This window comes from Arthrobacter sp. ok909, assembly GCF_900104405.1.
In the GTDB taxonomy this organism is placed as follows: domain Bacteria; phylum Actinomycetota; class Actinomycetes; order Actinomycetales; family Micrococcaceae; genus Arthrobacter; species Arthrobacter humicola.
Genome location: NZ_FNJS01000030.1, coordinates 31,552 through 54,698, shown reverse-complemented (window position 1 = coordinate 54,698; position 23,147 = coordinate 31,552). Strand labels below are relative to the sequence as shown.

21 protein-coding genes, 1 tRNA gene and 1 other RNA gene are annotated in these 23,147 nt (G+C 67.4%); 16 read left to right on the top strand and 7 right to left on the bottom strand.

All coding sequences use genetic code 11. The features are described 5' to 3' along the window. The 11 genes from BLR03_RS19085 to BLR03_RS19035 form a co-directional block, all read left to right on the top strand. Nucleotides 1-381 (top strand): sugar phosphate isomerase/epimerase family protein (locus BLR03_RS19085; RefSeq protein ID WP_139184600.1); only part of this gene is annotated, 381 nt, incomplete at its 5' end. A gap of 10 nt (nt 382-391) precedes the next feature. Beyond that, entirely contained in the window at nt 392-1,255 is an 864-nt protein-coding gene (locus BLR03_RS19080) for a 3-keto-disaccharide hydrolase (RefSeq protein WP_091255664.1), read from the top strand. A gap of 2 nt (nt 1,256-1,257) precedes the next feature. Continuing rightward, the gene (locus tag BLR03_RS19075) at nt 1,258-2,160 is read left to right on the top strand and encodes a TolB family protein (protein WP_091255663.1); all 903 of its coding nucleotides are present in this window, start codon (nt 1,258-1,260) and stop codon (nt 2,158-2,160) included. Beyond that, on the top strand, nt 2,153-3,187 hold the full coding sequence (locus BLR03_RS19070; RefSeq protein WP_091255661.1) for a Gfo/Idh/MocA family protein: 1,035 nt from the start codon (nt 2,153-2,155) through the stop codon (nt 3,185-3,187). Before BLR03_RS19075 ends, BLR03_RS19070 begins: the two co-directional genes overlap by 8 nt. Then, complete coding sequence (locus BLR03_RS19065) at nt 3,180-3,689, top strand: heme-degrading domain-containing protein (protein WP_091255659.1); 510 nt, start codon at nt 3,180-3,182, stop codon at nt 3,687-3,689. The genes BLR03_RS19070 and BLR03_RS19065 overlap by 8 nt, the downstream gene beginning before the upstream one ends. Before the next feature lie 283 nt (nt 3,690-3,972). Then, entirely contained in the window at nt 3,973-5,076 is a 1,104-nt protein-coding gene (locus tag BLR03_RS19060) for a baeRF11 domain-containing protein (RefSeq protein WP_091255658.1), read from the top strand. Between the two features lie 74 nt (nt 5,077-5,150). Beyond that, nucleotides 5,151-5,687, top strand: a complete 537-nt coding sequence (locus tag BLR03_RS19055) for a GNAT family N-acetyltransferase (protein ID WP_091255656.1) — start codon at nt 5,151-5,153, stop codon at nt 5,685-5,687. A 99-nt stretch (nt 5,688-5,786) separates the two neighbouring features. Beyond that, a complete protein-coding gene (locus BLR03_RS19050) occupies nt 5,787-6,527 on the top strand; it encodes a DsbA family oxidoreductase (RefSeq protein ID WP_091255654.1) in 741 nt (246 codons plus the stop codon). A 130-nt stretch (nt 6,528-6,657) separates the two neighbouring features. Next, the gene (locus BLR03_RS19045) at nt 6,658-7,980 is read left to right on the top strand and encodes a nicotinate phosphoribosyltransferase (RefSeq protein WP_091255653.1); all 1,323 of its coding nucleotides are present in this window, start codon (nt 6,658-6,660) and stop codon (nt 7,978-7,980) included. A 156-nt stretch (nt 7,981-8,136) separates the two neighbouring features. Beyond that, nucleotides 8,137-8,664: a DUF427 domain-containing protein gene (locus BLR03_RS19040; protein WP_175460617.1), complete on the top strand. Its 528-nt coding sequence runs from the start codon at nt 8,137-8,139 to the stop codon at nt 8,662-8,664. A 162-nt stretch (nt 8,665-8,826) separates the two neighbouring features. Continuing rightward, nucleotides 8,827-9,465 carry a TetR/AcrR family transcriptional regulator gene (locus BLR03_RS19035; protein ID WP_091255651.1) on the top strand — a complete coding sequence of 213 codons (639 nt, stop codon included), beginning with the start codon at nt 8,827-8,829 and terminating at the stop codon, nt 9,463-9,465. Nucleotides 9,466-9,475: 10 nt separating this feature from the next. Here BLR03_RS19035 and BLR03_RS19030 read toward each other — a convergent pair whose 3' ends face one another. Both BLR03_RS19030 and BLR03_RS19025 read right to left on the bottom strand, forming a co-directional pair. Further along, nucleotides 9,476-10,153, bottom strand: coding sequence for a LytR C-terminal domain-containing protein (locus tag BLR03_RS19030; RefSeq protein ID WP_091255650.1), 678 nt, complete (start codon nt 10,151-10,153; stop codon nt 9,476-9,478). After that, the gene (locus BLR03_RS19025) at nt 10,146-10,445 is read right to left on the bottom strand and encodes a type II toxin-antitoxin system VapB family antitoxin (RefSeq protein ID WP_120954228.1); all 300 of its coding nucleotides are present in this window, start codon (nt 10,443-10,445) and stop codon (nt 10,146-10,148) included. The genes BLR03_RS19030 and BLR03_RS19025 overlap by 8 nt, the downstream gene beginning before the upstream one ends. 179 nt (nt 10,446-10,624) lie before the next feature. On the opposite strand from BLR03_RS19025, the gene BLR03_RS19020 reads away from it, so the two are divergent. Both BLR03_RS19020 and BLR03_RS19015 read left to right on the top strand, forming a co-directional pair. After that, nucleotides 10,625-11,518 (top strand): hypothetical protein, encoded by an 894-nt coding sequence (locus tag BLR03_RS19020; RefSeq protein ID WP_091255648.1) that lies wholly within the window; start codon nt 10,625-10,627, stop codon nt 11,516-11,518. A gap of 143 nt (nt 11,519-11,661) precedes the next feature. Beyond that, the gene (locus BLR03_RS19015; protein WP_237563433.1) at nt 11,662-13,236 is read left to right on the top strand and encodes a stealth family protein; all 1,575 of its coding nucleotides are present in this window, start codon (nt 11,662-11,664) and stop codon (nt 13,234-13,236) included. A 114-nt stretch (nt 13,237-13,350) separates the two neighbouring features. Here the strand turns inward: BLR03_RS19015 and BLR03_RS19010 are convergent, their stop codons facing one another. The 4 genes from BLR03_RS19010 to BLR03_RS18995 all read right to left on the bottom strand — a co-directional run bounded on the left by BLR03_RS19010 (nt 13,351) and on the right by BLR03_RS18995 (nt 17,936). Beyond that, nucleotides 13,351-14,292, bottom strand: a complete 942-nt coding sequence (locus BLR03_RS19010) for a phosphodiesterase (protein WP_091255645.1) — start codon at nt 14,290-14,292, stop codon at nt 13,351-13,353. A gap of 236 nt (nt 14,293-14,528) precedes the next feature. Then, nucleotides 14,529-15,740 (bottom strand): formaldehyde dehydrogenase, glutathione-independent, encoded by a 1,212-nt coding sequence (fdhA, locus tag BLR03_RS19005; protein WP_091255643.1) that lies wholly within the window; start codon nt 15,738-15,740, stop codon nt 14,529-14,531. Nucleotides 15,741-15,967: 227 nt separating this feature from the next. After that, nucleotides 15,968-16,453 (bottom strand): glutathione peroxidase, encoded by a 486-nt coding sequence (locus BLR03_RS19000; RefSeq protein WP_091255642.1) that lies wholly within the window; start codon nt 16,451-16,453, stop codon nt 15,968-15,970. 172 nt (nt 16,454-16,625) lie between these two features. Then, the gene (locus BLR03_RS18995) at nt 16,626-17,936 is read right to left on the bottom strand and encodes a M23 family metallopeptidase (protein WP_091255640.1); all 1,311 of its coding nucleotides are present in this window, start codon (nt 17,934-17,936) and stop codon (nt 16,626-16,628) included. Nucleotides 17,937-18,212: 276 nt separating this feature from the next. Between BLR03_RS18995 and BLR03_RS18990 the strand changes: the two genes are divergently transcribed. Continuing rightward, a complete protein-coding gene (locus BLR03_RS18990; protein WP_091255639.1) occupies nt 18,213-19,124 on the top strand; it encodes an oxygenase MpaB family protein in 912 nt (303 codons plus the stop codon). A gap of 130 nt (nt 19,125-19,254) precedes the next feature. On the opposite strand, the gene BLR03_RS18985 is transcribed toward BLR03_RS18990, so the two are convergent. Beyond that, nucleotides 19,255-19,339 (bottom strand) — tRNA-Ser (locus tag BLR03_RS18985). A 546-nt stretch (nt 19,340-19,885) separates the two neighbouring features. Between BLR03_RS18985 and ffs the strand changes: the two genes are divergently transcribed. Both ffs and BLR03_RS18975 read left to right on the top strand, forming a co-directional pair. Then, nucleotides 19,886-19,982, top strand: an RNA gene (ffs, locus tag BLR03_RS18980) — signal recognition particle sRNA small type. A gap of 28 nt (nt 19,983-20,010) precedes the next feature. Further along, entirely contained in the window at nt 20,011-23,106 is a 3,096-nt protein-coding gene (locus BLR03_RS18975) for a DNA polymerase III subunit gamma and tau (RefSeq protein WP_254788594.1), read from the top strand. Nucleotides 23,107-23,147 lie beyond the last annotated feature (41 nt).

Here is a 23,147-nt window from a genome sequence, read left to right as displayed (position 1 = left end):
CTGAACTGGGACCCGTCCCACTTCATGTGGCAGGGCATCGACCCGGTCTCCTTCATCTGGGACTTCAAGGACCGGATCTACCACGTGGACTGCAAGGACACCAAGCTGCGGCCCACCGGCCGGAACACCGTGATGGGCTCGCACCTGCCCTGGGGCGACCCGCGCCGCGGCTGGGACTTCGTCTCCGCCGGTCGTGGCGACGTGCCCTGGGAGTCCTCGTTCCGCGCCCTCACCGCGATCGGCTACGACGGCCCCATCTCCATCGAATGGGAAGACGCCGGCATGGACCGCCTCCACGGCGCCCCCGAAGCCCTCGCCGCACTCAAGAAATACGACTTCCCGGCCTCGAACACCTCCTTCGACGCCGCCTTCAAACAGTAAGGGCAAGTTCATGTCAGGCATTGAAACGCCCGACGGCGGCGACCGTTTTGTCCCGCTGTTCGACGGCACCACCTTGGCTGGCTGGCGATCGGTACCCCGCGTCTATGGCACCGAGTATCCGGGCGGTCCGGCCCTCTCGGAACGCTTTGCCGCCCTGGGTTTGACCCCGCCCGTGGAACCCGAGATGCACCCGGCCCGCTGGTTCGTGGAAGACGGCGTCCTGGTCGGCGAGCAGGACTCCCCCGGCAGCGGCTACGGCGGCTACCTGGTCAGCGAGCAGGCATTCGGCGACTTCGAACTCGTGCTGGAAATGCGCCCCGACTGGCCGGCAGACACCGGCGTGATGATCCGGCGCCGGCCGGATACGTGGGAAGGCTTCCAGGTCTTGGTGGACCACCGTCCCTCCGGCGGTATCGGCGGGTTCTTCGGCAACGGGCTGGCGAGCTTCTCCGCCGTACCCTTCGCCGTCAACGTGGCCATGGACGCTGACGGGCGACCCACGGGTTTGATTGCGGACAACCCGGCCACGTCGGTGGAGCCTGTCACGGAAGAAAAGCGTGCCCGCCTGAAGCACGCCGCCGACGTCGAGGACTTCCTCAACGTCTGGCGCTGGAACGGCTGGAACCAACTCCGCATCCGCTGCGTCGGCGCCCTGCCGGTCATCACCACCTGGGTCAACGGTCTCAAGATCGCCGAACTGGACACCGCTACGCTGGACTCGCCGAACTACAACCCGGCGGATGTCCTGGGTGTTCTCGGAGAGCGCGGGCACATCGCCTTGGAAGTCCACGACAACGACTCCATGTTCGGCGAGGCCCGCTGGGGCACGGGCGCGCAGTGCCGGTGGCGGAACATCCGGATCAAGGAACTCTGAGCATGCTGCGTACCCTTCAGCCCGGCCAGCGCTGCGAGGTCTGGATAGCGTCCGTCACAGGCGAATCCGAACTTGTCTACAGCACCGACGAGATCCTCCTCGAAGCGCCCAACTGGACCCTTGACGGCTCGGCCCTCATCCTCAACGGGGACGGGAAGCTGTGGCGGTTTGAGTTGCCCGGCCGGGCCATCAGCCAGGTCCCGCTGACCGGCATCCCCGACCTCAACAACGACCACGTCCTGGCGCCCGACGGCACCGGCATCTTCCTCTCGGCGAACGACGGCCACATCTACCGGGCAGCGTTGAGTGGAGGTCCGGCGGAGCGGATCACCGACGCCGACGGCTCCTTCCACTTCCTGCACGGCGTCAGCCCGGATGGATCCCAGCTGGCATACGTCGGCATCGAGGCCGGAGACTTTACGCAGCCGGGCCGTCTCAGGACCATACCGTCCGACGGCGGCGCTACCGCCGGCGTCGATGTCGGCCCCGGCCATTGCGACGGACCGGAATACTCGCCCGACGGAAAGTGGCTCTACCTGAACACGGAGTCCTTCAGCGCTCTCCCCGGCCACGCCCAGCTTGCCCGAGTGCAGGTTGACGGAAGCGATTTCGAGCGCCTCCTGGAGAGCGAAACCGTCGACTGGTTCCCCCATCTCTCCCCCGATGGCCAACTGGCCGGCTACATCCGTTTCCCCGCAGGCACGGAGGGCCACCCCGCGGACCTGCCGGTCGACGTCGTGCTGGTCTCCACCAGCGACTGGACCGCACCGCTTCACACCTGGCCCCTCTTCGGCGGCCAAGGAACCCTCAACGTTAATAGTTGGTCGCCGGATTCCAGGCGCTTTGCGTTTGTGGCTTACCCGCTGGCCACCACCGACTCACCAAAGGACCAAGCACGTGACTAATCAACCCACCGGCACCTCTGACGGCCGCATCCGCTGGGGAATCCTCGGCACCGGATTCATCGCGGGGCTGCAAACGCAGGACCTGATCGAGAACGGCTTCACCGTCCAGGCCGTCGGCTCCCGGACGCAGGAATCGAGCAAGGCCTTCGCTGAAGAGTACGATGTGGCAACCGCGCATGGCAGCTACGAGGACTTGGTGGCCGACCCGCTGGTTGACGTGGTCTACATCGCCACGCCGCACCCGTTCCACCACGCCAATGCCTTGTTGGCCTTGAATGCCGGCAAGCATGTGCTGGTGGAGAAGTCGTTCACTATGAACGCCCGCGAAGCCCAGGACATTGTCGACTTCGCGGAATCCAAAGGGCTCGTGGCGCTGGAAGCGATGTGGTCGCGATTCCTCCCGCACATGATCCGCATCCGCGCAATCATCGAGGAAGGCACCATCGGCGAGGTCCGGAAGGTGGTCGCCAGCCACAACCAGAGCCTGCCCAAGGACCCTGCCCACCGGCTGAACGATCCTGCACTGGGCGGCGGAGCGCTGCTGGACCTCGGCATCTACCCTGTCTCCTTTGCGTTCGACATCCTGGGCACCCCGGAGACCATTCGCGCCAGTGCGTCCATGACCGCTACCGGGGTAGACCGGCAGACTGCAGCCATCTTTGAATATGTTGGCGGTCAGCAGGCCATTGTGGACTGCGAACTGGACGCCGCCAGCGCCAACCGGGCTATGGTCATCGGGACCGAAGGGTGGATCGATATCGAATCCACTTGGTACAACCCCACGCCCTTCACAGTTCATGCCATGGATGGCAGCGTTGTTGAACGCTATGAGCAGCCTGTCAACAGCCGCGGTATGCAATACCAGGCCGCCGAACTGGAACGACTGGTCAGGGAAGGCGTAACCGCCGGCACCATCCTGCCGCCCCGCGAATCAGTGGCCGTCATGGCAGCAATGGACGAAATCCGACGCCAGATCGGTCTCAGCTACGACGCCGACTCCACACCGGACGAGACTTTCCATGACTGACACCGACTCACCGCGGATCGCCGAACTGCGCTGGCACGAGGAAGAACTGGTCTTCCCGCAGTTTGACCACCACGATGCCTGGCGCCTCGGCTCGCTCATCGCCAACCGGGCACTCGCCGAAGGGCACGCGATCGCCATCGACATCCGGCGGCACAACCTGATCCTCTTCCGCTGTGTCCTGCCCGGAGCCACCGCCGACCAGGAGGAATGGATCCGCCGCAAGTCGGCTACCACCTTGCGCTTCGAGCACAGCACGGCCCTGCTCTCGGAGGAGTTCGCGGTCAAAGATTTCGATCCAACGCAAGGAGGGTGGCTCGCCGCGGAGGACTACACGCTGGCAGGCGGATCCTTCCCCGTGCGGGTTCGGAACGCCGGCGTCGTCGCGGCCGTGACGGCGTCCGGGCTTTCGTCCGACGACGACCACCGGCTGGTGGTCGAGGCCATCAGGCGTCATCTCCAGGCGGCCGCCGGCCAAGAAAATGCTGTCCATGTGTTGGCCTGAGATATGTGCCCCAGCCACCACCTGCACGCACTCCCGGAGTGCCACGTGACTAAGACAATCCGCACCGCTGCGGTCCACCAAGGGTGCTGGCCGAACTGGCTACCGACACTGAACACGTCCGTACTGCAAGTTCCGCCGGCTGTTGACACGGGACTCCGCGGGGTCCGATGCTGAGCTGATCCGGTATTGCTGACCCTCGGTGCGGCTTTGCGCATTGAGTGGGTGCAGGAAAATCCCCCTCCTCGTGCGACCCAGCGGAGAGATAGCAAAAAGGAGCATCCCCATGCACATCGATATGCCGACCCGGGACGACGTGGAACGGCTGGCTGCCGCGCGCGATCCACACAGCGTCACCGTGTATCTTTCGACGAGCAGCGTCCCGGCCCATTCGGAGGACAACCAGTCCAGAGCCCGGTCCTTGTTCAGTTCCGCCGTCGAACAACTCCGCCAAGGGGGAAACAATGACGCAGTGGCCGCGATAGAAACCTTCCTCGACGAGCTGCTGGGGTCCCCGGAGTTCTGGTTTGACATGGGGCGGAGCGTGGCCATCTTCGTGACCCCGACATCAATTCTTGAATTCCGTTTGCCTAATGATCTCGAGGACCACGTGAGCGTGTCCGACCGATTCGCCATCACCCCGCTGCTTCGCGCCCTCACCTTCCCGAACGCGGCGCTCGTGCTCGCAATCTCACAGAACGGGGCGCGGCTCATTGAGGTCACGGCGGACCGGCCGGCAGAGGAGGTCACGGTACCGGGCATGCCCCGGGATGCAGCGAGTGCCGTCGGGCTCGAATCGATAGGCGGCCGCTCCGCATCTGGCCGGCTGCAGGGCGACGAGGGACGAAAGGTACGGCTGACCCAGTATGCCCGTTCCGTCGACCACGCGCTTCGCCCACTTCTAAACGGGAATTCCCTCCCGCTGGTGATCGCTGCGACGGAACCACTCACCAGCATCTACCGCAACCTCACAGGCTACGCACACCTTGCGTCCGAAGTCATCGAGGGAAACCCCGATGAACTGACACCGGCCCAACTGGCGGAAGCGGCGCGTGGTGTCCTCGACCGGATCTACGCGGCCGATCTTGTTGCTCTGCAAACGACGTTTGAGGAGCGTCGTTCCAACGGCCGTGGCACGAGCGACCTCAGCGACCTCGCTCGGGCCGCCGCCTTCGGCGCCATTGCGACGCTCGCCGTGGACATGGATGCACAAGTCAACGGTGCTGTCGGAGACGACGGTGCGCTCACCCTCGACGGAGACACCGGGCAGGACGTGGTCGAGGAAATCGCTCGCCGGGCCCTCGGCGCGGGCGCCCGGGTCCTGGCCGTGCGCCGCTCCGATCTGCCGGAAAATGTGGAGGCCGTCGGAATCCTTCGCTACGCCATCTGATATGTAGCTCTGCCCGGCAAACCACGCCAGTCGTCATTGATGCCCGGGCCCCGCCGCGGACTAGGGTTTTAGCTATGACGCACCAGATCCGGACAGCAACCGCGGACGACGCCGGGCGGCTGGCGGCGCTTGCAGCCGTCACTTTCCCGCTCGCGTGCCCGCCGGAATCCCGGCCGGAGGACATCGCGGCCCACCTGGCCAACACCCTGAGCGAGACCAATTTCCGGGCCTATCTGGCCGATCCGGCGGTCACGGTGCTGGTGATTGACGCCGGCGGCGAGCTCCGCGGCTACAGCCTGCTGGTGGCCCGCCCCGCCCGGGACCCGGAGGTGGCCGCGGTCCTGGCCGAGCTGCCGTGCACCGAACTCAGCAAGTGCTACGTCCACCCGGACCACCATGGACTCGGCGCCGCCGCCGAATTGATGCACGCCAGCATCGCCGCGGCCGCGGGTGCCGGCGCCCGCGGACTGTGGCTCGGCGTGAACAGCCAGAACGCCCGGGCCATCCGGTTCTACGAGAAGTCCGGCTTCCGCAAGGTCGGCACCAAGTCCTTCCAGCTGGGCGACACCGTGGAGCACGACTTCGTCATGGAGCGCCCGGTGACGCCATGACCGCGGGGACGGCCGGCGCCGTACTCATGCCGGCCTGTCCGTGACGAAGCCGACACGCCACCGGGGAATTGACCTGCCCCTGCCGGAGTTGTTGCCGACATGAAGATTGAAATCTGGTCCGACGTTGCCTGCCCCTGGTGCTACATCGGCAAACGCCGGTTCGAAACCGCCCTCGCGGCCTTCCCGCACCGCGATTCCGTGGAGGTGCAGTGGCGCAGCTACCAGCTGGACCCCACGCTCCCGGAACACTACGACGGCACCGAACTGGACTACCTGAGCACGCGCAAGGGCATGGCCCCGGCGCAGGTCTCGCAGATGTTCGAGCACGTGGCGGCCCAGGCCAAGGACGAGGGATTGAACTACCGGTTCGACGCCGTCGTGGTGGCTAACAGCTTCACGGCACACCGGCTGCTCCACCTCGCCGCCGCCCACGGCAAGCAGGACGCCGCGAAGGAACGCCTGCTCAGCGACCACTTCGAGCACGGCAAGGACATCGGCAGCCAGGAGTACCTGACGGGACTGGGACTGGACGTCGGACTCGGAGCCGGTGACCTCGCGGAACTGTTCAGCACAGACGCCTACGCCGACGACGTCCGGAACGACATCGCGGAGGCCCGGGCACTGGGCGTTAGCGGCGTCCCGTTCTTCGTGATCGACCGGAAGTTCGGGCTCTCCGGCGCCCAGCCTGCGGACACATTCACGGCCGCCCTCGAGCAGGCCTGGCAGGACAGCCACCCGCTGGTCATGGTGGGCGCCGCCGGCGCAGCCGCCGCGGATGCCCCCGACGGCGATGCTTCTGCGGAGTCCGGCGCCTGCGGCCCCGAGGGCTGCAGCGTCTAAGTCCGGCGCCTGCCTGAGCGCAGAAGCCGAATTCGCCGGAAACGTCCGAGTTCGCGGGAAGTTTCCGGCGACCCCGCAGGATTCCGGCGAATTCGAGGCCGTCACTGCGATCCCCGGCCTAGAGTGAACCATGGACACTTCGGCCGGACCGGACGGACCCCGGACCTCCCTGTTTACCGATCACTACGAGCTGACCATGTTCCAGGCGGCGCTCCACTCCGGGGCGGCACACCGCCGGTCCGTCTTCCAGGCCTTTGCCCGCGGGCTCCCGGCCGGGCGCCGGTACGGGATAGTGGCCGGCACCGGCCGGCTCCTTGAAGGCATCGCGGACTTCCGCTTCAACCAGGACGACCTCGATTTCCTGGCCGGCACCGGGGTGGTTAATGAGGACACGCTGGAGCACCTGTCCGCCTTCCGGTTCTCCGGCGACATCTGGGGCTACCCGGAAGGCGAGGCCTACTTCCCGCACTCCCCCGTGCTGATCGTGGAATCGACCTTCGCTGAGGCCTGCGTCCTGGAGACCTACGTCCTGTCGGTGCTGAACCACGACAGCGCCATCGCCTCGGCCGCTTCCCGGATGACCAGTGCCGCCGGCGGCAGGCCCTGCATCGAGATGGGATCCCGCCGCACGCATGAGGAAGCCGCCGCGGCGGCGGCCCGCGCGGCCGTGATCGCGGGCTTTTCCGGCACGTCCAACCTGGCCGCCGGCCGGCGCTACGGCCTCCGGACCGTCGGCACCGCGGCCCATTCCTTCACGCTCGTCCACGACTCCGAGCGCGACGCCTTCGCGGCGCAGCTTGCCTCGCTGGGGGCAGGCACCACACTGCTCGTGGATACGTACGACGTCGAAGCGGCGGTCCGCACCGCCGTCGACCTCGCCGGAGACAAGCTCGGGGCAATCCGGCTGGACTCTGGGGACCTCGTGGCCCAGGCACGCTGGGTCCGCGAACTTCTGGACAGCCTCGGCAATGTGCACACAAGGATCGTGGTGACCTCGGACCTGGACGAGTTCTCCGTCGCCGCGCTCCGGGCAGCGCCGGCCGATTCTTACGGGATCGGCACATCGCTGGTGACCGGTTCGGGGGCGCCCACGGCCGGCATGGTCTACAAACTGGTGAGCCGGGCCGGCGACTCCGGCGGGCTCGTTGCCGTCGCGAAGACTTCGAAGGACAAGATCAACGTGGGCGGCCGCAAGTTCGCGCTGCGCCGCCTGGATGACCGCGGCACGGCCACCCATGAGGTCCTCGGCGTGGGTCATCCGCCGGCGGACGGCAAGAACGGCCGACCGCTCCTGCAGCAGTTCATGAAGGACGGCGAACTCCTGCCCGGCTGGACCGGGCCGGACGCAGTGGGGCGGGCGCGGGAGCGGCACACGGCATCCATGGCGGAGCTGCCCCGGGTCGTGGACCGGCTGCAGCCCGGCGAACCGGCCATCCCGACCATCTACGAGTGAAGCGTTCGGCGTACCGCCCGACGCTGATCGTTCGCGGGCAAGTTGGCGTTTTCGTGCTCAACGGAGGACACTGGCTCGGTGAGTGCGAAGGTCTACCCGTCCGGCTACTCGTCCTCCACCGCGTACGCCGGCCACATTAGATGGCACCATGGGGACATGACTTCTGCTCGCGGATTCTCCGGCTTCTTCCGGCGTCCCCAGCCCATCAAGCCCAACGCCGGTCAAGAATCGGTGTGGGACTATCCGCGGCCACCAAGGGTCGAGCCTCGATCGGAACGGGTCATCGTGCGGCTTGGCGGGCAGGTGATTGCCGACACCACCGATGCAGCGCGCGTCCTGGAGACGAGTCATCCCCCCGTCTACTACTTGCCGTTGGACTCATTCCCTGCCGGCGTTCTCGTCCCGGTCGAGGGCACCAGCTTCTGCGAGTTCAAGGGAGAAGCGCACTACTTCGACGTCGTTGCCGGCGGAGTCGTCGTTCCCCGTGCCGGGTGGACCTATCCGGCACCCACCCGGGGGTTCGAGGCGCTCAGTACCCGGGTGGCGCTCTACCCGGAGCGCATGGACTCCTGCGAGGTCGACGGCGAGCAGGTGACCTTCCAGGAGGGTGACTTCTACGGCGGTTGGATCACCAGGCAGATCGTTGGCCCGTTCAAGGGCGGGCCGGGCACGGCCGGGTGGTGAGCACGTCGCTCGGCCGCCGGCAAGTCTCGCCCCTGACTTTGCGTCTGGCTGCTCCGTGAATGGTGCGCCGGCCGGGATGACTTCCGCGGAACGGAGCGTGGCCGGCCGTGTCGCAGCCACCCGCCCGCCCGATTTGGTGACAGATCGCGCTAAAGTGTCCGTATGCCTAGGATTTCGGCCGCGAGCAACGCCGCCCAACGTGCCGAGACCCAGCGCCGCATCCTGACCGCATTCGGGGAACTCCTATTCACGCACGGGCTGCCCGGCCTGACCATGACCGATGTCGCGCGCCACGCCCGGATCGGCCGGACGGCCGTCTACAACTACTACGCGGACATCGAAGAGCTTCTCATCGCGTACGCCCTGGACGAGACCGAGCGGTTCCTGGTCGACCTGCGCGAGTCGCTGGATTCGCTGGAGAACCCGGTGGAGCGGCTGGCTGTTTATGTCCGGGCCCAGGTGGAGGACCTGAGCCGGCGCCACCTGCCGCCGGGGCCGGCCATGGCGGCGGTGCTCTCGCCGTCGTCGTTCGCCAAACTCGCCGACCACGTGGGCGAGCTCAGCGTGCTCCTGCAAGGCATCCTGCGCGACGGCATGGCCCAGCGCTACCTGCCCGAGTCGGACATCGCCCAGCTGGCCCAGCTCATCCACGGCACGCTCTCCTCGAGCGCGGCCCGGGGCGACGGTGCCGGCCAGGACGCCGAGGCCGAGGCCCGGCTCGCGCGGACGGTGCGGTTCATCCAGCTCGGCGCGGGGGCCAGATTCGACGACGCCGGCCGGCCGGTCCGCCTCAGCAGCTAAACGGGGGCGCCTACCCGGCCGTCGGCGTCGCAGTCGGCGCAATCGGCCAGGTGGTCTCATCCACGATACGCCGGTCCTCGCGGGGGCAACTGAGCTGGCCCGGCGTCTGGTCCACGAGTTCCGGCTTGGCCAGTTCCTTGAAGTCGCCGGTCAGGATGACATCCACGCTGGGATCCGTGCGGCTGTCCTGGAAATAGTCCGAGCCCGGCAGGTTGCGCTGGACGCTGAAGGCGGCTGACTGGCCCGCGGCGCCGGAGACGATCAGCGCCACGCCGCGGTAGCTCGACGTCGTGTTCCCCACGGCGCCCACGATGAACTTCCGGGCGGCAAACTGGTCGGCGACGCTCCGCGCCAGTCCGGGCCGGCTCGTGGAGTTGTAAATGTTGAGGTTGATCTTCTCCGGCGGCGTGTAGTCGAAGGTGGCCGCCGGGCACACCGACACTGCCGCCTTGCTCCGTTCCGCCGTGGGAATCTTGATCTGGCCGTTCATGATGGCGAGCGCCACCATGATCGCCGCCACGATCACGCCGACCAGCATCACCAGCACGACGCCGTGCAGGATCCTGCGGCGCAGCCGGACAGGATGGTGCTCCACACCCTCCTCCTCCACGAACGTGGCCCGCAGCTCGGAGCCACTGACGACGCGGTGCCCGTGCAGGACCGTGGAGTCGGCCCGTTTCCTAGCCATTTATCACGAGGACCCGCGCATGGATGGCGGTGCGCTGGTGCAAGGCGGTGCGGACTGCCCGGTGCAGGCCGTCTTCAAGGTAAAGGACGCCGCGGTACTCCACGACGTGCGGAAAAAGGTCACCGAAGAAAGTGGAGTCCTCGGCCAGCAGGGCTTCAAGGTCCAGCGTGCGCTTGGTGGTCACCAGCTCATCAAGCCGGACCGGACGCGGCGGCAGGGCCGCCCAGTCCTTGGGCGTGTTGTAACCATGGTCGGGGTACGGGCGTCCCTCGCCCACAGCTTTGAATATCACCATGCCAGCCTAAGGAACTTGTACGCGCAAAGGAATGAAAGTCCCGGACCGGCGTGAGGTTGTGGCCAAACGGTAACCATTTGTCACAGGCCGCGCCGGCGAATGTCACATCCGGCGCGCGGCCGTCGATCTTCTCCAGACTTCACGTAAAGGTTCCCGACGGCTGACAGAATAGCGGTATGACTTCACCCGAGACTTCCCCTGTGCTGGCGCTGCTGCTCGACGTCGACGGTCCGATCGCGAGCCCGGTCACCCGCGATGTGCAGCCCGGAATCATTGCGGACCTGCTGGCCCTTGCCGCCGCCGGCGTGCCGGTCATCTTCAACACCGGCCGATCGGACACGTTCATCCGCGAGCAGGTCATGGAACCGATGATCGCCGCCGGCATGCCCGCCGGCACCGTCATCCACGCCATTTGCGAAAAGGGCGCCGTCTGGTTCAGCTACACCGCCGAAGGGCCCGGCGCCGTCCACGTCGACCGCGAGCTCGCCATCCCGCAGGCCTTCGGCGACGACGTCCGCCGCCTGGTCGCCGAGGACTACTCCGCCCACATGTTCTACGACGAAACCAAGCGCGCCATGGTCTCCGTGGAGCAGCATATCGCCGTCGCCAACCCGGACTACCGGGCAGAGCAGGAACTCTTCGACGCCGACGCCATGAACCTCATGGCCCGGCACGGGCTCGGCGTGGTGCGGCTGGACCACCACGTCCCCGATTCGGATGACCAGATCGACTTCCGCGTCGACCCGACCATCATCTCCACCGATATCGAGTCGGTGCGGCTGGGCAAGGATCTGGGCGCGAGCCGGGCGGTGGAGTTCCTGGCCGCGCAGGGCATCACGCCGCAGGCCTGGCGCACGGTGGGTGACTCCCGCACGGACTACGCCATGGCCGACTGGCTGCACCACAACGACCACGCCGTCAAGCATGTGGACGTCCGGCCGGCGGACGGCATCCCCGTCAAACCCTACGAGGTGCTCACCGCTGCCGACCTCGGGCTCGGCGAAGACGTGATCCACGACGACGCCGGTGCCGCCTTCCTGCGCCACTGGCTGGCCGTCGTCACCGGCTGAGGTCCGCTGCCGCCGCTTTCTGTGCGGTCACACACGCGCCCGGTGCGTGCGGGATTCCGCGGCAATTTTGAGGGCCGCGTTATCATGCAAGTAGATATCAACGCACTCAAAGAAACGGGAGATCCGACATCACCGACGCAGCGATCCAAGACGAGATTTACTATGGCAGCCAGGCATCCGAGGACGCCCACGCCGAGGTCACGTCGGCGGCCGCAGTCGCCAGATTCCGGACCCGCTCCGACGTCGTCCGCCACCGCGGCCGCTATGCGCTGATCAACGAGAACCGCACCCCGTACCAGGCCATGGTCGAAGACCTCATGTTCCTGCGGTCAGTTCTGGCCGGCGCAGGCCTCGGCTACCTGCTGGTCCGCGGCAACAACCACCGCCCGGTGATCGCCGTCGACTGGAAGGACCGCAAGGTGTTGCGCGACGCCCTTGTCGAAGCGTGCCGCGACGAGCCCTTCTACTCCATGAGCGTGGACGCAAAGAAGAAGTCTTCCGTGCTGGTGGCCGACGGCGAGCTCTCGCCGAACCGCCAGGCCCGGATCTTCCGGCTGTACCGCCCCCGGGTGGAACCGGAGGGCGGCTTCGAGTTCGGCGCTTCCGCCGGCGTCCAGCTGGAGCTCTGGAGCTTCGAAGGCGACCAGCTGATCCTCCCGATCGAGAACTCCCTGACGCGCCGCACCCTGCTCGCCCAGGACGCCGTGCGCGGCACAGTGGAACGCTACGGCCACACATGGCCAACCATCGAGAACATGTTCGCGGACCACGCCAGCGACATCAGCTTCGACATCGACCTCGTGTTCTCCTGGGTGGACGGAAGTTCCCCCGAGTACATCGCGGCCCGCCGGGCCCGGATGGCCGGCGTCGTCGTGGGCGAAGGCGATGACCACGAGGCCCGCTTCCGCCAGATCGACGAGCTCAAGTACGCCCTGCGCTCGGTCTACATGTTTGCGCCGTGGATCCGCAGGATCTTCATCGCCACCGACTCCCCCGCACCGGCATGGCTGGCGGACCACCCGAGCGTCACGATTGTCCGCAGCGAAGAGTTTTTCGCCGACCCCTCGGTCCTCCCGACGCACAATTCGCAGGCCGTGGAGTGCCAGCTGCACCACATCGAGGGGCTCTCCGAGCACTTCCTGTATTCCAATGACGACATGTTCTTTGGCCGGGCCGTGGGACCGGACATGTTCTTCACCCCGGGCGGGATTACGAAGTTCATTGAGGCCGAGACGCGGATCGGGCTGGGCGATAACGACGCCGAACGCAGCGGCTTTGAGAACGCCGCCCGGGTGAACCGCAAGCTGCTCTGGGACCGCTTCGGCCGCATCACCACCCGGCACCTGGAGCACACGGCGGCCCCCCTGCGGCGGAGCGTAGTGGAGCAAATGGAACAGGAGTTCCCGGCAGAGTTCGCCAAGACCGCCGCGAGCACGTTCCGGGCCGCGGACAACATCTCCGTGACCAACTCGTTCTACCATTACTACGCCCTGCTCACGGGCCGCGCCGTGACCCAGACGGCTGCCAAGGTGAAGTATGTGGATACCACGGCCCGGGCCGGACTGAACTACCTGCCCAAGCTCCTGGCTAAGCGGAACATGGACTTCTTCTGCCTCAACGACGGTAGCTTCCCGGAGGTCCCGGCGGAAGAGCGCGCCGAACTGGTCACGGATTTCCTGGAGAAGTACTACCCCATCAAGGCGCCCTGGGAAAAGTAGCCAAGGGAGCAGCGGCCCGGGGCGAAGCCGCCGGGCAAGAGTTGCGGGCTACGCCCGTAGGGCGGTGAACCGGCGACCAGTGACCCGTGCCGGGTGAACCAGTAGGGCGGTGAATCAGTTCAGGGTGGTGTACCTGCGGTGTGCCGGCGTCCGGGACGGCGCTTCGAGCTGGGCCTGCTCCGGAATGGTGATCCCTGCGGCTGCGAGCCGGCGCTGGACTTCCGCCGGAGAGACGAGTTCACCGACTGACGGGGTGTCGCCGAGCAGCACCACGGAGTGCACAATCGTGTGCTCGTAGACGTGGACCAGGTTGAACGCCTGCCCGCCGTCGCGCCCGCGTGTGCCGCCCACAGCAACGTTCAGGTCCTGTGTGTAGCACGTCGCTGATGCCACGGACACGGGGATGCCGGCGAACGTTGCGGTGGTCGAGTAGTGCAGGTGACCGCCCAGGATGGCACGGACATCGGAGTTGCGCAGGATTCCGGCAAGCGCCGACTGTCCCCGGAGTTCCACCAGCACGGCAAGGTCCAGCACGGACGGTACCGGCGGGTGGTGCAGGGCGAGGATGGTCCCGTCCGGGGCCGGGGTCGCGAGTTCGGCGGCGAGCCAGTCCAGCTGGTCCTGGCTCAATTCGCCATGGTGGAAGCCGGGCACGGAGGTGTCCAGGGTGATGATGCGCAGCCCGTTGACGAAGTAGCTGTGATCCACAGGGGCGTCGTTGTCCGCCTGGTCCAGGAGCCCGGCCCGGAAATTAGCCCGGTCGTCGTGATTGCCCATCGCCCAGATGACCTTCGCTCCCATTGCCCTGCACGCAGGCTCCACGATGGCGCGGAGCTTGGCGTAGGCTTCCGGTTCGCCGAGGTCGGCGAGGTCGCCGGTGAAGATCACGGCTTCGGGGCGTGCACCTGAGGCGTGGACCTCGTCGAAGAGTTGCTGGAGCAGGGCTTCGCTGTCAACGACGCCGTACAGGGGTTGCGGACCCCCCAGCAGGTGGGGGTCGCTCAGATGAAGTAGGAAATGACGTGGCCGGGGGTGCTCGGCCTCGATGCGCTCCATTGCTACCTTCTTGGTTGGGTGGAAGCGGTGCCTCCAGTGTCCCTCTCAGTAAGGACTATCCAACCAGACATTGGGCAAACAATGTAAAAACTTGGTCACGCATATTCAAAAATCGCAGGTTAACAGATGGCCGCCCCTCACATGCTCCAGACGGCATATTAGGGGGCGGCGGCCCGGCGACACACCGAAGCCCCAGCTCAGAGGGGCAACGGCGGTGTCGCCGGGTTCCGGGCCTGCTAGCTCAGATACCCGTTGGGGTTGAGCACGAACTTCGTCGCCGCGCCGGCATCGAATTCGGCGTAACCCTTCGGAGCATCCTCCAGGGCAATCGCCTTCGCGTTGACGTTCTTGGCGATGTGCACCTTGTCATGCAGGATGGCCATCATCAGCTGCCGGTTGTACTTCATGACCGGGCACTGTCCCGTGGTGAAACTGAGCGACTTTGCCCAGCCCGTTCCGAGGCTGAGCGAAAGCGAGCCCTTCTTCGCGGCCTCGTCCACGCCGCCCGGATCACCGGTGACGTAGAGCCCCGGAATGCCCAGGGCGCCGCCGGCGGCCGTCACTTCCATCAGCGAGTTCAGGACGGTAGCGGGGGCCTCGTGCGCTCCGGCCCCGTGCCCCTTGGCCTCAAATCCCACCGCGTCCACGCCACAATCGACTTCCGGGACGCCCAGAAGCTGCTCGATTTGCTCGGCCGGGCCGCCCTTGCTCAAGTCGATGGTCTCGCAGCCGAAGCTGCGTGCCTGCGCCAGGCGGTCCGCGTTCATGTCACCCACAATCACGACGGCGGCACCCAGGAGTTGGGCACTGGTCGCCGCAGCGAGTCCCACAGGCCCTGCGCCGGCCACGTATACGGTGGACCCGACGCCGACGCCTGCGGTGACCGCGCCATGGAATCCGGTCGGGAAGATGTCCGAGAGCATGGTCAGGTCCATCATCTTTTCGAGGGCCTGATCCTTGTCCGGGAACTTCAACAGGTTCCAGTCGGCATACGGCACAAGGACGTAGTTGGCCTGGCCGCCTACCCAGCCGCCCATGTCCACGTAGCCGTAGGCGCTGCCCGGACGGTCCGGGTTGACGTTCAGGCAGATGCCGGTCTTGCGCTCTTTGCAGTTCCGGCAGCGCCCGCAGGCGATGTTGAAGGGGACGGAACAGATGTCCCCCACTTTGATGAATTCAACATCGGGCCCCACTTCGACCACCTCGCCGGTGATCTCGTGGCCCAGCACCAGGTCGGGGGGAGCTGTGGTGCGCCCCCGGACCATGTGCTGGTCTGAGCCGCAAATATTCGTGGCAACGGTTTTGAGGATTACGCCATGGCGCACCGAACGGCCCACGTTGGCGGGGTTGACCCCCGGACCGTCCTTGAGTTCAAAGGTGGGGTAGTCAATGTCGATCAGTTCGACCTTGCCCGGCCCCTTGTAGGCAACGGCTTTGTTCCCTGTCATCTATTTTCCTCCTGCTTTCACGAGCCCCGGTCTGGACGCCCTGGTGTGATTCACGAAGTTCTTTGATGCGCCCTCCACAGGGGCACCGTGACCGCACTGCCGACGGGCTGCTGCCAGGGATGACTGTGCCGCGGGGGTGCCCGGAATGTTGGAGGGTCTGGCCAGTCTAGGCGCCAAGCATGCTTAGCGATAGAGGTCGGTTTCCTCTGTAATCCGGGCCGTTCGATTCAGCCGAGGGCCGACTGGACAGCCTCGATGATTTCCGGCGCGTCCGGCTCCACGGTGGGTGCGAAGCGAGCGAGGATGTCGCCGTCGCGGTTCACCAGGAACTTCTCGAAGTTCCACTTCACCAGGCCCGGCAGAATGCCGTTCTTGAACTTGGTGAGCTCGGCGTAGAGCGGGTGCTGGTTCTTGCCCCGGACGTTGGCTTTGGCGGTCAGCGGGAAGGTCACGCCGAAGTTGCGCTGGCAGAATTCGGCGATCTCGGCGTCGGCCCCGGGCTCCTGCCCCGCGAACTGGTTGCACGGGACGCCGAGGACCTGAAACCCCTGGTCGCGGAACTTGTTGTGCAGCGCCTCGAGCCCCGCGTATTGAGGCGTGAAGCCGCACTGGGATGCCACGTTCACCACCAGCACCACCTCTCCCTTGAAGCGGCCGAAGTCGGTCTCGGTGCCGTCGATGAGGGTCAGGGGAATGGAGTGCAGAGCGGTCATGGGTGCGTCCTCGCGGTGTCGGTGGTCCGAAGCAGGGCCCGGAACTGGTCCCTCCAGCGATTCGTAGCCGAAGCGTGCGGGTATGGGTCTGCATCCCGGGCGCAGGTCCGGGGCCGAAGCGGGCGGCCTGCCCCGAACCCGGAGGCGTGTTCCGGGAAAGTCCCGCTGGCGGCTAGCGGGTCGGCGTTGCCGTGGGCGTTGCGGTGGTTTTCGTGGTGGTTTTTGTCGTGGCGGTTGTCGTGGCGGGCTGCGTGGTGGTGGCCGGCGCAGGGTCCCCCGTGGGCGCGGTGACCGGTGCCGGCGCCAGGGGTTTGGCTGGCGGGGCCGACGTCGTGGCGGCGGCCTCGGTCGCGCTGGGAGAAGCCGACGCGGTTGTCGGGGCCACAGACGACGGGGCCGGTGCAGACGGTACTGCGGAGGCGGTTTTCGTCGGCGTCGGGGTAGGCGTGGGAGTCGGCGTCGCGGAGGCGGTCTTCGTCGGCGTCGGCGTCGGCGTCGGCGTCGGCGTCTTCGTGGGCGTCGGGGTCTTCGTGGGCGTCGGGGTGGCGGAGGGCTTCGCCGTCGGCGTGCCGGTGGCGGCTTCCGTGGGTGCCGTCGGGGGACTCGTGGACGGCTTGGCCGCCACAGCGACGGGCTGTTCTTGAAGGCCGCCGGCCACCACGTGGGTCAGGTCCTCCCGGACGGGAATCGCCCAGCCAAGCCCTGCGTTGGCTGGATTGCCGGCGTCGGGCGCGTAACTGGTCAGTTCGATCGGGCCGAGCTGGTCCACCTGCTTGATGGGGATGAACTTCCAGCCCATCGGGTCGGTGTGAGCGCCGTTAAGGATGGTTTCGAAATGGAGGTGGCAGCCGGTTGAGGAGCCGGTAGTGCCGACCAGGGCAATGACCTCCCCCACCCGCACGGAGTCGCCCTTCTTGACAGCAATCCCCTGGAGGTGGTTGTACGTCGTGATAAGACCGTTGCCATGGTCAATTTCCACCCGGTTACCGCCGCCCCACGGGTGCCACCCGACGGCCCTCACCACACCGGCGTCGGCCGAGTAAACCCGCGTTCCGCAGGCGGCGGCGAAGTCCTGGCCCCAGTGGAATTCGCCGGCAACCCCCGTCAGGGGGCTGGTGCGCAGTCCGTACGGGGAGGTCGGCACCAGCGTTTCCAGGGGGGCCATGAGGAACCCGGCCGCGGGCCGGCTCAGGCCCGCCGAGGCGACATTGAGCTCGCCGCCAACCCCCTCCTTGGTCGCCGTTTCCACCGTGCTTCTGCTGAAGGCCACGAGCGCCTGGGGGTCCGCGGTCACAGCACCAGGAGTCGCCGATGACGCGGTCGCGGCGCGCTGGGTAGCCGGGTCGAGCGTTTCAGGTCCCACGGCGCCGGCGGCCGGCACGTCGGCGGGCGCAACGTAGGACACGCTGGCGCCCAGTCCCTGAAAGCCGCCGAATGCCAGAACGGCCAGGGACAGGCAGAGGCCTCCGGAAACGCAGCGCACGGCAATGGTCCGTGCCCTGGTTGATTGCTCACTCGATGAGTTTCCCCAGTGTTTTCCCACGATGTGACTCCCGCTATATGCCCGCCAGACCCCAATCTTCACGGACTTACCCCACTATGTGACCACAGACCGCCGGGTCTGTGAACCGTCGGCGGGCCCCTTTTGCGGCCGCACCCGGGGAACCGGGTCTGTCCCGAGTAGCGGGCCGACGGCGGCCCAGTAGTCCGCCGCGGAGTTACAGGTGCCGAGGACCCCGGAGCCGGGTAAGAATGGAGGATGCGCAATGTCCTCAGGGAATGGCAGGCGGAACTCAAACAAACGTTCACCGGGACGCGCGACACCGTGCCTGAATGGGTGCCCCGGCTTGCCGAGGGAGACGACGCCGGCTATCACCTGCCAGGCTCGGCGGTCTGGACCGTGCACGGGGACATGCCAACCATCGTCGCGGGAATCCGGGCCCTGCTGATGCAGGCCCTCCATCCCGGTGCGCTGGCCGGGGTCCATGATCACTCCCGCTTCCGCGAAGACCCCCTGGGCCGGCTGGCGGGCACCATCCGCTGGATCTTCACCGTTTCCTACGGCTCCACGGGCGCGGCCCGAGCGGCCTCGGACTGGGTGCTCCGGCTCCATCAGACGGTCCGGGGGGAATTCGTGGACGGCCACGGCGTCAGGCGCTCGTACGCGGCCAACGATCCCGAGCTGCTCCGCTGGGTCCACATTGCCTTCACCGACGCCTTCCTCTCGGCCCACAAGCTGTGGGGACGGCCGATTCCGGGCGGACCTGACGCGTATGTCCGTGAGTGGGCCCAGGCCGGCAGGCTCATGGGCGTGGAGGCCCCGCCTCTGAGCGAGGCGGAAATGCGGCGGCAACTGGACCGTTGGTACGACGACGGCGAGCTCCGCAGTGATGAAAGGGTCGCCGAGACGGCGGCCTTCATCCGTGATCCGCCCCTCCACCCGGTGCTCAGGCCCGGCTACCGGGTCCTGTTCGCGGCCGCCGTGGCCAGCCTCGAACCCAAATACCGCGAGATGCTGGGCCTCCGGACCGAGCGGCTGGGCCCGATCCCGCTGCCGGTGAAACTGGCCACGCGGGTCACCCTGGGCGTGGTGCACCTTGCCCTGGGCCGGATGGGCCCGAGTGAACAAGCCGCCCGGACCCGTCTGCGCCGGCTGGGCTACCCGGCCTGAGACGGACGAAGATGTGTCGCCGCTGGCGCGGGCGCCCAATCCCGCCGACGAAGCCGCTGGCCCCCGACCTCACGAGGAGCCAAGCCTGTGGACGCAAAAAGGCCCCGGTCCAATGGACCGGGGCCAACCGCGGAGAATGGGGGATTTGAACCCCCGAGGGCGTTAACCCAACACGCGTTCCAGGCGTGCGCCATAGGCCGCTAGGCGAATTCTCCAGTTGCTTCTGAATCAAAAGCAGATACTAGAATACCTGAACTTTCCGGCATCGCCCAATTGAGCCCTCCCCCGCCCGGCCGGGGGCGCTTCCGCGGGACATGTCCCACGGTCCACGCCCTCACCGCCGGACATGCCCCACGGTCCTGCCAAGGGCTGGACATAATGCCAAACAGCCCAGTTTTCCCCGCGAAAAATGCGCATGTCCCGAACTGCATGCCTCGCCCAAGGGACATGCCCCGCACTGAGCGCGATGACTGGACGTAATCCTCCCCGCATCGACCCCGGCCCGCAGCCCTCCGCTCCTGAGTTGCACTGTCCTGCTCACCCCCTCCCACCCTCCGGCCCGCGCGCAACGATATGGACATGCCCCACGGTCCACGCCGTCAGCGCAGGACATGCCCCACGGTCCTGCCAAGGGCTGGGCAGAATGCCAAACAGCCCAGTCCCCCCGGCAAAAAATGAGCATGTCCCGCCGGAGATACCGGGGGAAAACGGGGTGAAAACAGTTCAATTCGGGGCACACTCAATCGTCAGGTAAACTTGCTGACGGCCCCTCATGTGGCGTCATCCTGTTGAACTCCCCCAGGACCGGAAGGTAGCAAGGGTAAATGGGCTCTGGCGGGTGCATGAGGGGTCTTTTATGTCTGCGCCGATTGGTAGGGTTAAATCTGTGACTGTTACTACCGCGCTCTACCGTCGATACCGCCCCGATTCATTCGCGGACGTCATCGGTCAGGAACACGTCACCGAGCCGCTGATGACGGCCCTGCGCAAGAACCGCGTCAACCACGCCTACCTCTTTTCCGGCCCCCGCGGCTGCGGCAAAACCACCTCGGCCCGCATCCTCGCCCGTTGCCTGAACTGCGCCGAAGGCCCCACGGACACCCCCTGCGGCAAGTGCCCCAGCTGTGTCGAGCTCGCCCGCGGCGGCTCCGGCTCCCTGGATGTCATCGAGATCGATGCCGCCAGCCACGGCGGCGTCGACGACGCCCGCGACCTCCGCGAGCGGGCCACGTACGCCCCGGTCCGGGACCGCTACAAGATCTTCATCATCGACGAAGCCCACATGGTCACCTCGGCCGGCTTCAACGCCCTGCTCAAGATCGTCGAAGAGCCGCCGGAACATATCAAGTTCATCTTCGCCACCACGGAGCCGGACAAGGTGATCGGCACCATCCGTTCCCGCACCCACCACTACCCCTTCCGGCTGGTACCCCCGGAGCCCCTCATGGCGTACCTGGAGCTGCTCTGCACCCAGGAGAACGTCCCCGTGGCGCCCGGGGTGCTCTCGCTCGTTATCCGCGCCGGCGGCGGTTCCGTCCGTGACTCCCTGTCCGTGCTGGACCAACTCATGGCCGGCGCCGGACCAAACGGCCTTGACTACGAGCTCGCGGTCGCCCTCCTGGGCTACACGCACGCCTCGCTGCTGGACGACGTCGTCGAGGCCGTCGCAGCGTCCGACTCCGCCACGGTGTTCCGCGCGGTGGACCGGGTCATCCAGACCGGTCACGATCCCCGCCGCTTCGTCGAAGACCTGCTCGAGCGCTTCCGCGACCTCATCATCGTCCAGGCGATGCCCGAAAGCGCCCAGTCGATCCTCCGCGGCATACCGGCGGACCAGATCGCCCGGATGCAGAACCAGGCGCATAATCTCGGGGCCGCGGAGCTCTCCCGTGCCGCGGACGTCACCAACACGGCGCTGACGGACATGACCGGGGCCACCTCGCCGCGCCTGCATCTGGAACTGCTGTGCGCCCGCATCCTGCTTCCCAGCTCCGAACAGACCGAACGCGGCATCGCGGCCCGGATCGACCGCGTCGAGCGCCGTTTGAACTACGCCGGGAACGACGTCGGGGCTCCCCTCGCCAGTGCCCCCGCCGTTGCGTCGGCCCCGCCTGCGCAGGCTGAGCGGCCCCCGGTCTCCCAGCAGTCCGCTCCCCAGGTGCCCGTTGCCCAGTCTCCCGGGGCGCCTGCTGACGCGGCCGCCACCACTGCTGCCGTCGCGCCAACAGTCGACCAAGCGCCCGTTGGCCAGCCACATGCCGCACAGGCGCCGGCCGCTGGCCCCGACGCCGCGCCGGCCCGGTGGGACGAACCTGTCCGGGAACCGCTGACGGCACCGCGGGTCAGCACCAGCAACTGGCCCGTAGACGAGCCCGCGGCTGCCAGCCGGCTCGCGTCCGCCCCAACGCCGTCGCCTGCGGCCCCGTCACATGCCGCGCCGTCGCCTGCAGCCCCGCCCGTCGAGCCCGCCCCGGCGCCTGCTGCTGCCCCGGCGGCTGCTGCTCCGGAAGCGGCAGCAGCACCGTCCGCCCCTGCACGGTCCGAGGTCGCCGCGGCACCTGCCGCGGTTGGCCGCCCCGTGTCCGGCCCGGGCGCCGACGTCGAGGTCTTGCGCCGTGCCTGGCCCGACATCCTGCAGACCCTCACCAAGATCAAGCGCAGCACCTGGGCGCTGGTGGAGCCCAATGCCCAGGTCGGCCATTTCGAGGACCACGTCCTGACTCTCGCGTTCACCACGCCGGGGCTGGCAGGCGCCTTCGGCCGCGCCGACCACGCCGAGAACCTCCGGCAGGCGATCCACAAGACGATCGGTATCGACTGCCAGATCCGGGCCGTCGCCGGCGGCAGCAACAGCCCAGCGAGCTCTGAGCCAAACCCAAAAGCGCCCGCTAGCCCGGAGGCCCCGGCGACATCGGCCGACGTCGCCTGGGGGCTGAGCCCGGCCCCCCAGTTCCCTGCGTCAGCGTCACCGTCCGAGGCGTCCGCCGAAGCCGTCCCCGCGGCGGCGCCGGTACGTGTTCCGGCCGCCTCCACGCCGGCTGCGGAACCTGCCCCGGCCCCGGCGGCCGGCCGCCCCGCTCCGGCACCGGAAGCGCGGACGCCCGCGCCGGCAGTCCGGACTGGGACTCGCGCCGCCGACGAAGCCGTCGCACTAGACGGCCCTTCGGAGCCTTCCGGATCCTATGCCCACCCTGACGACGACTGGGGACCGCCCCGGGATGAAGACGCCCCGCCGCTGGACGAAGAACCCCCCATGGACTGGGACCCTTCCCCCGCCGCCGCGCCGCCCCGTGCCGCCCAGTCCCCAGCTCCAGCTCCGGTCCGGAAATCCCCGGCGCCGCCCCGTGCCGCCGGCACGGCGGCCGGGGCCATGCCGGGAGCCCCGGACACCTCGGCCGACCAGTCGGCCGACCCGTGGGCCCGCGCCGTCGAGCAGTCGCCCGGCATCTGGGCGATCGGCACGGAGTCCAACGTAGGCCGGCACGCGACGCCGGATCCCGAGCCCTCGGCACCGGAGCCGGCACCGGCGCCGGTGTACTACGAGCCGGCGGCGGCACAGATCCCGGAATATGCGGGCGTCGTGTCCGGACCGTCCGGACTGACCTCGGAACAATTTTCTGCAGTTGCGCCCGTCCCGGCATCGGCCGGCTCTCAGGCTGCCGCGCCATCCGCGGCCGTCGCGGCCCCCGGAGCTCCGGCCGTTGCGGTGACCGCCGCGGTTTCCGAAGCTGCCGCTACGACGGGCCGGCAGAGCCTGTACCAGAGGCTGTCGAACAGCCCGGAGGCCGAAGCCGGCAGGGCGAAAGCCCCCGCCCGTGCGGCCGCCGAAACAACCGTGTACGTGCAGGACATTCCGAGCGCCGACGATGAAACGATCGAGGAATCCGGCGTCTTCGGCCGGGCCGCCGTCGAGCGTATTCTGGGCGGGAAACTGGTGGAAGAACGCTCTCTGGACGGAAGCCCGCTGCCGCCGCGCTTCTAGCAGACCCCCTGCCGGCTGGCCCCGGCCCCATTCCAAACGAA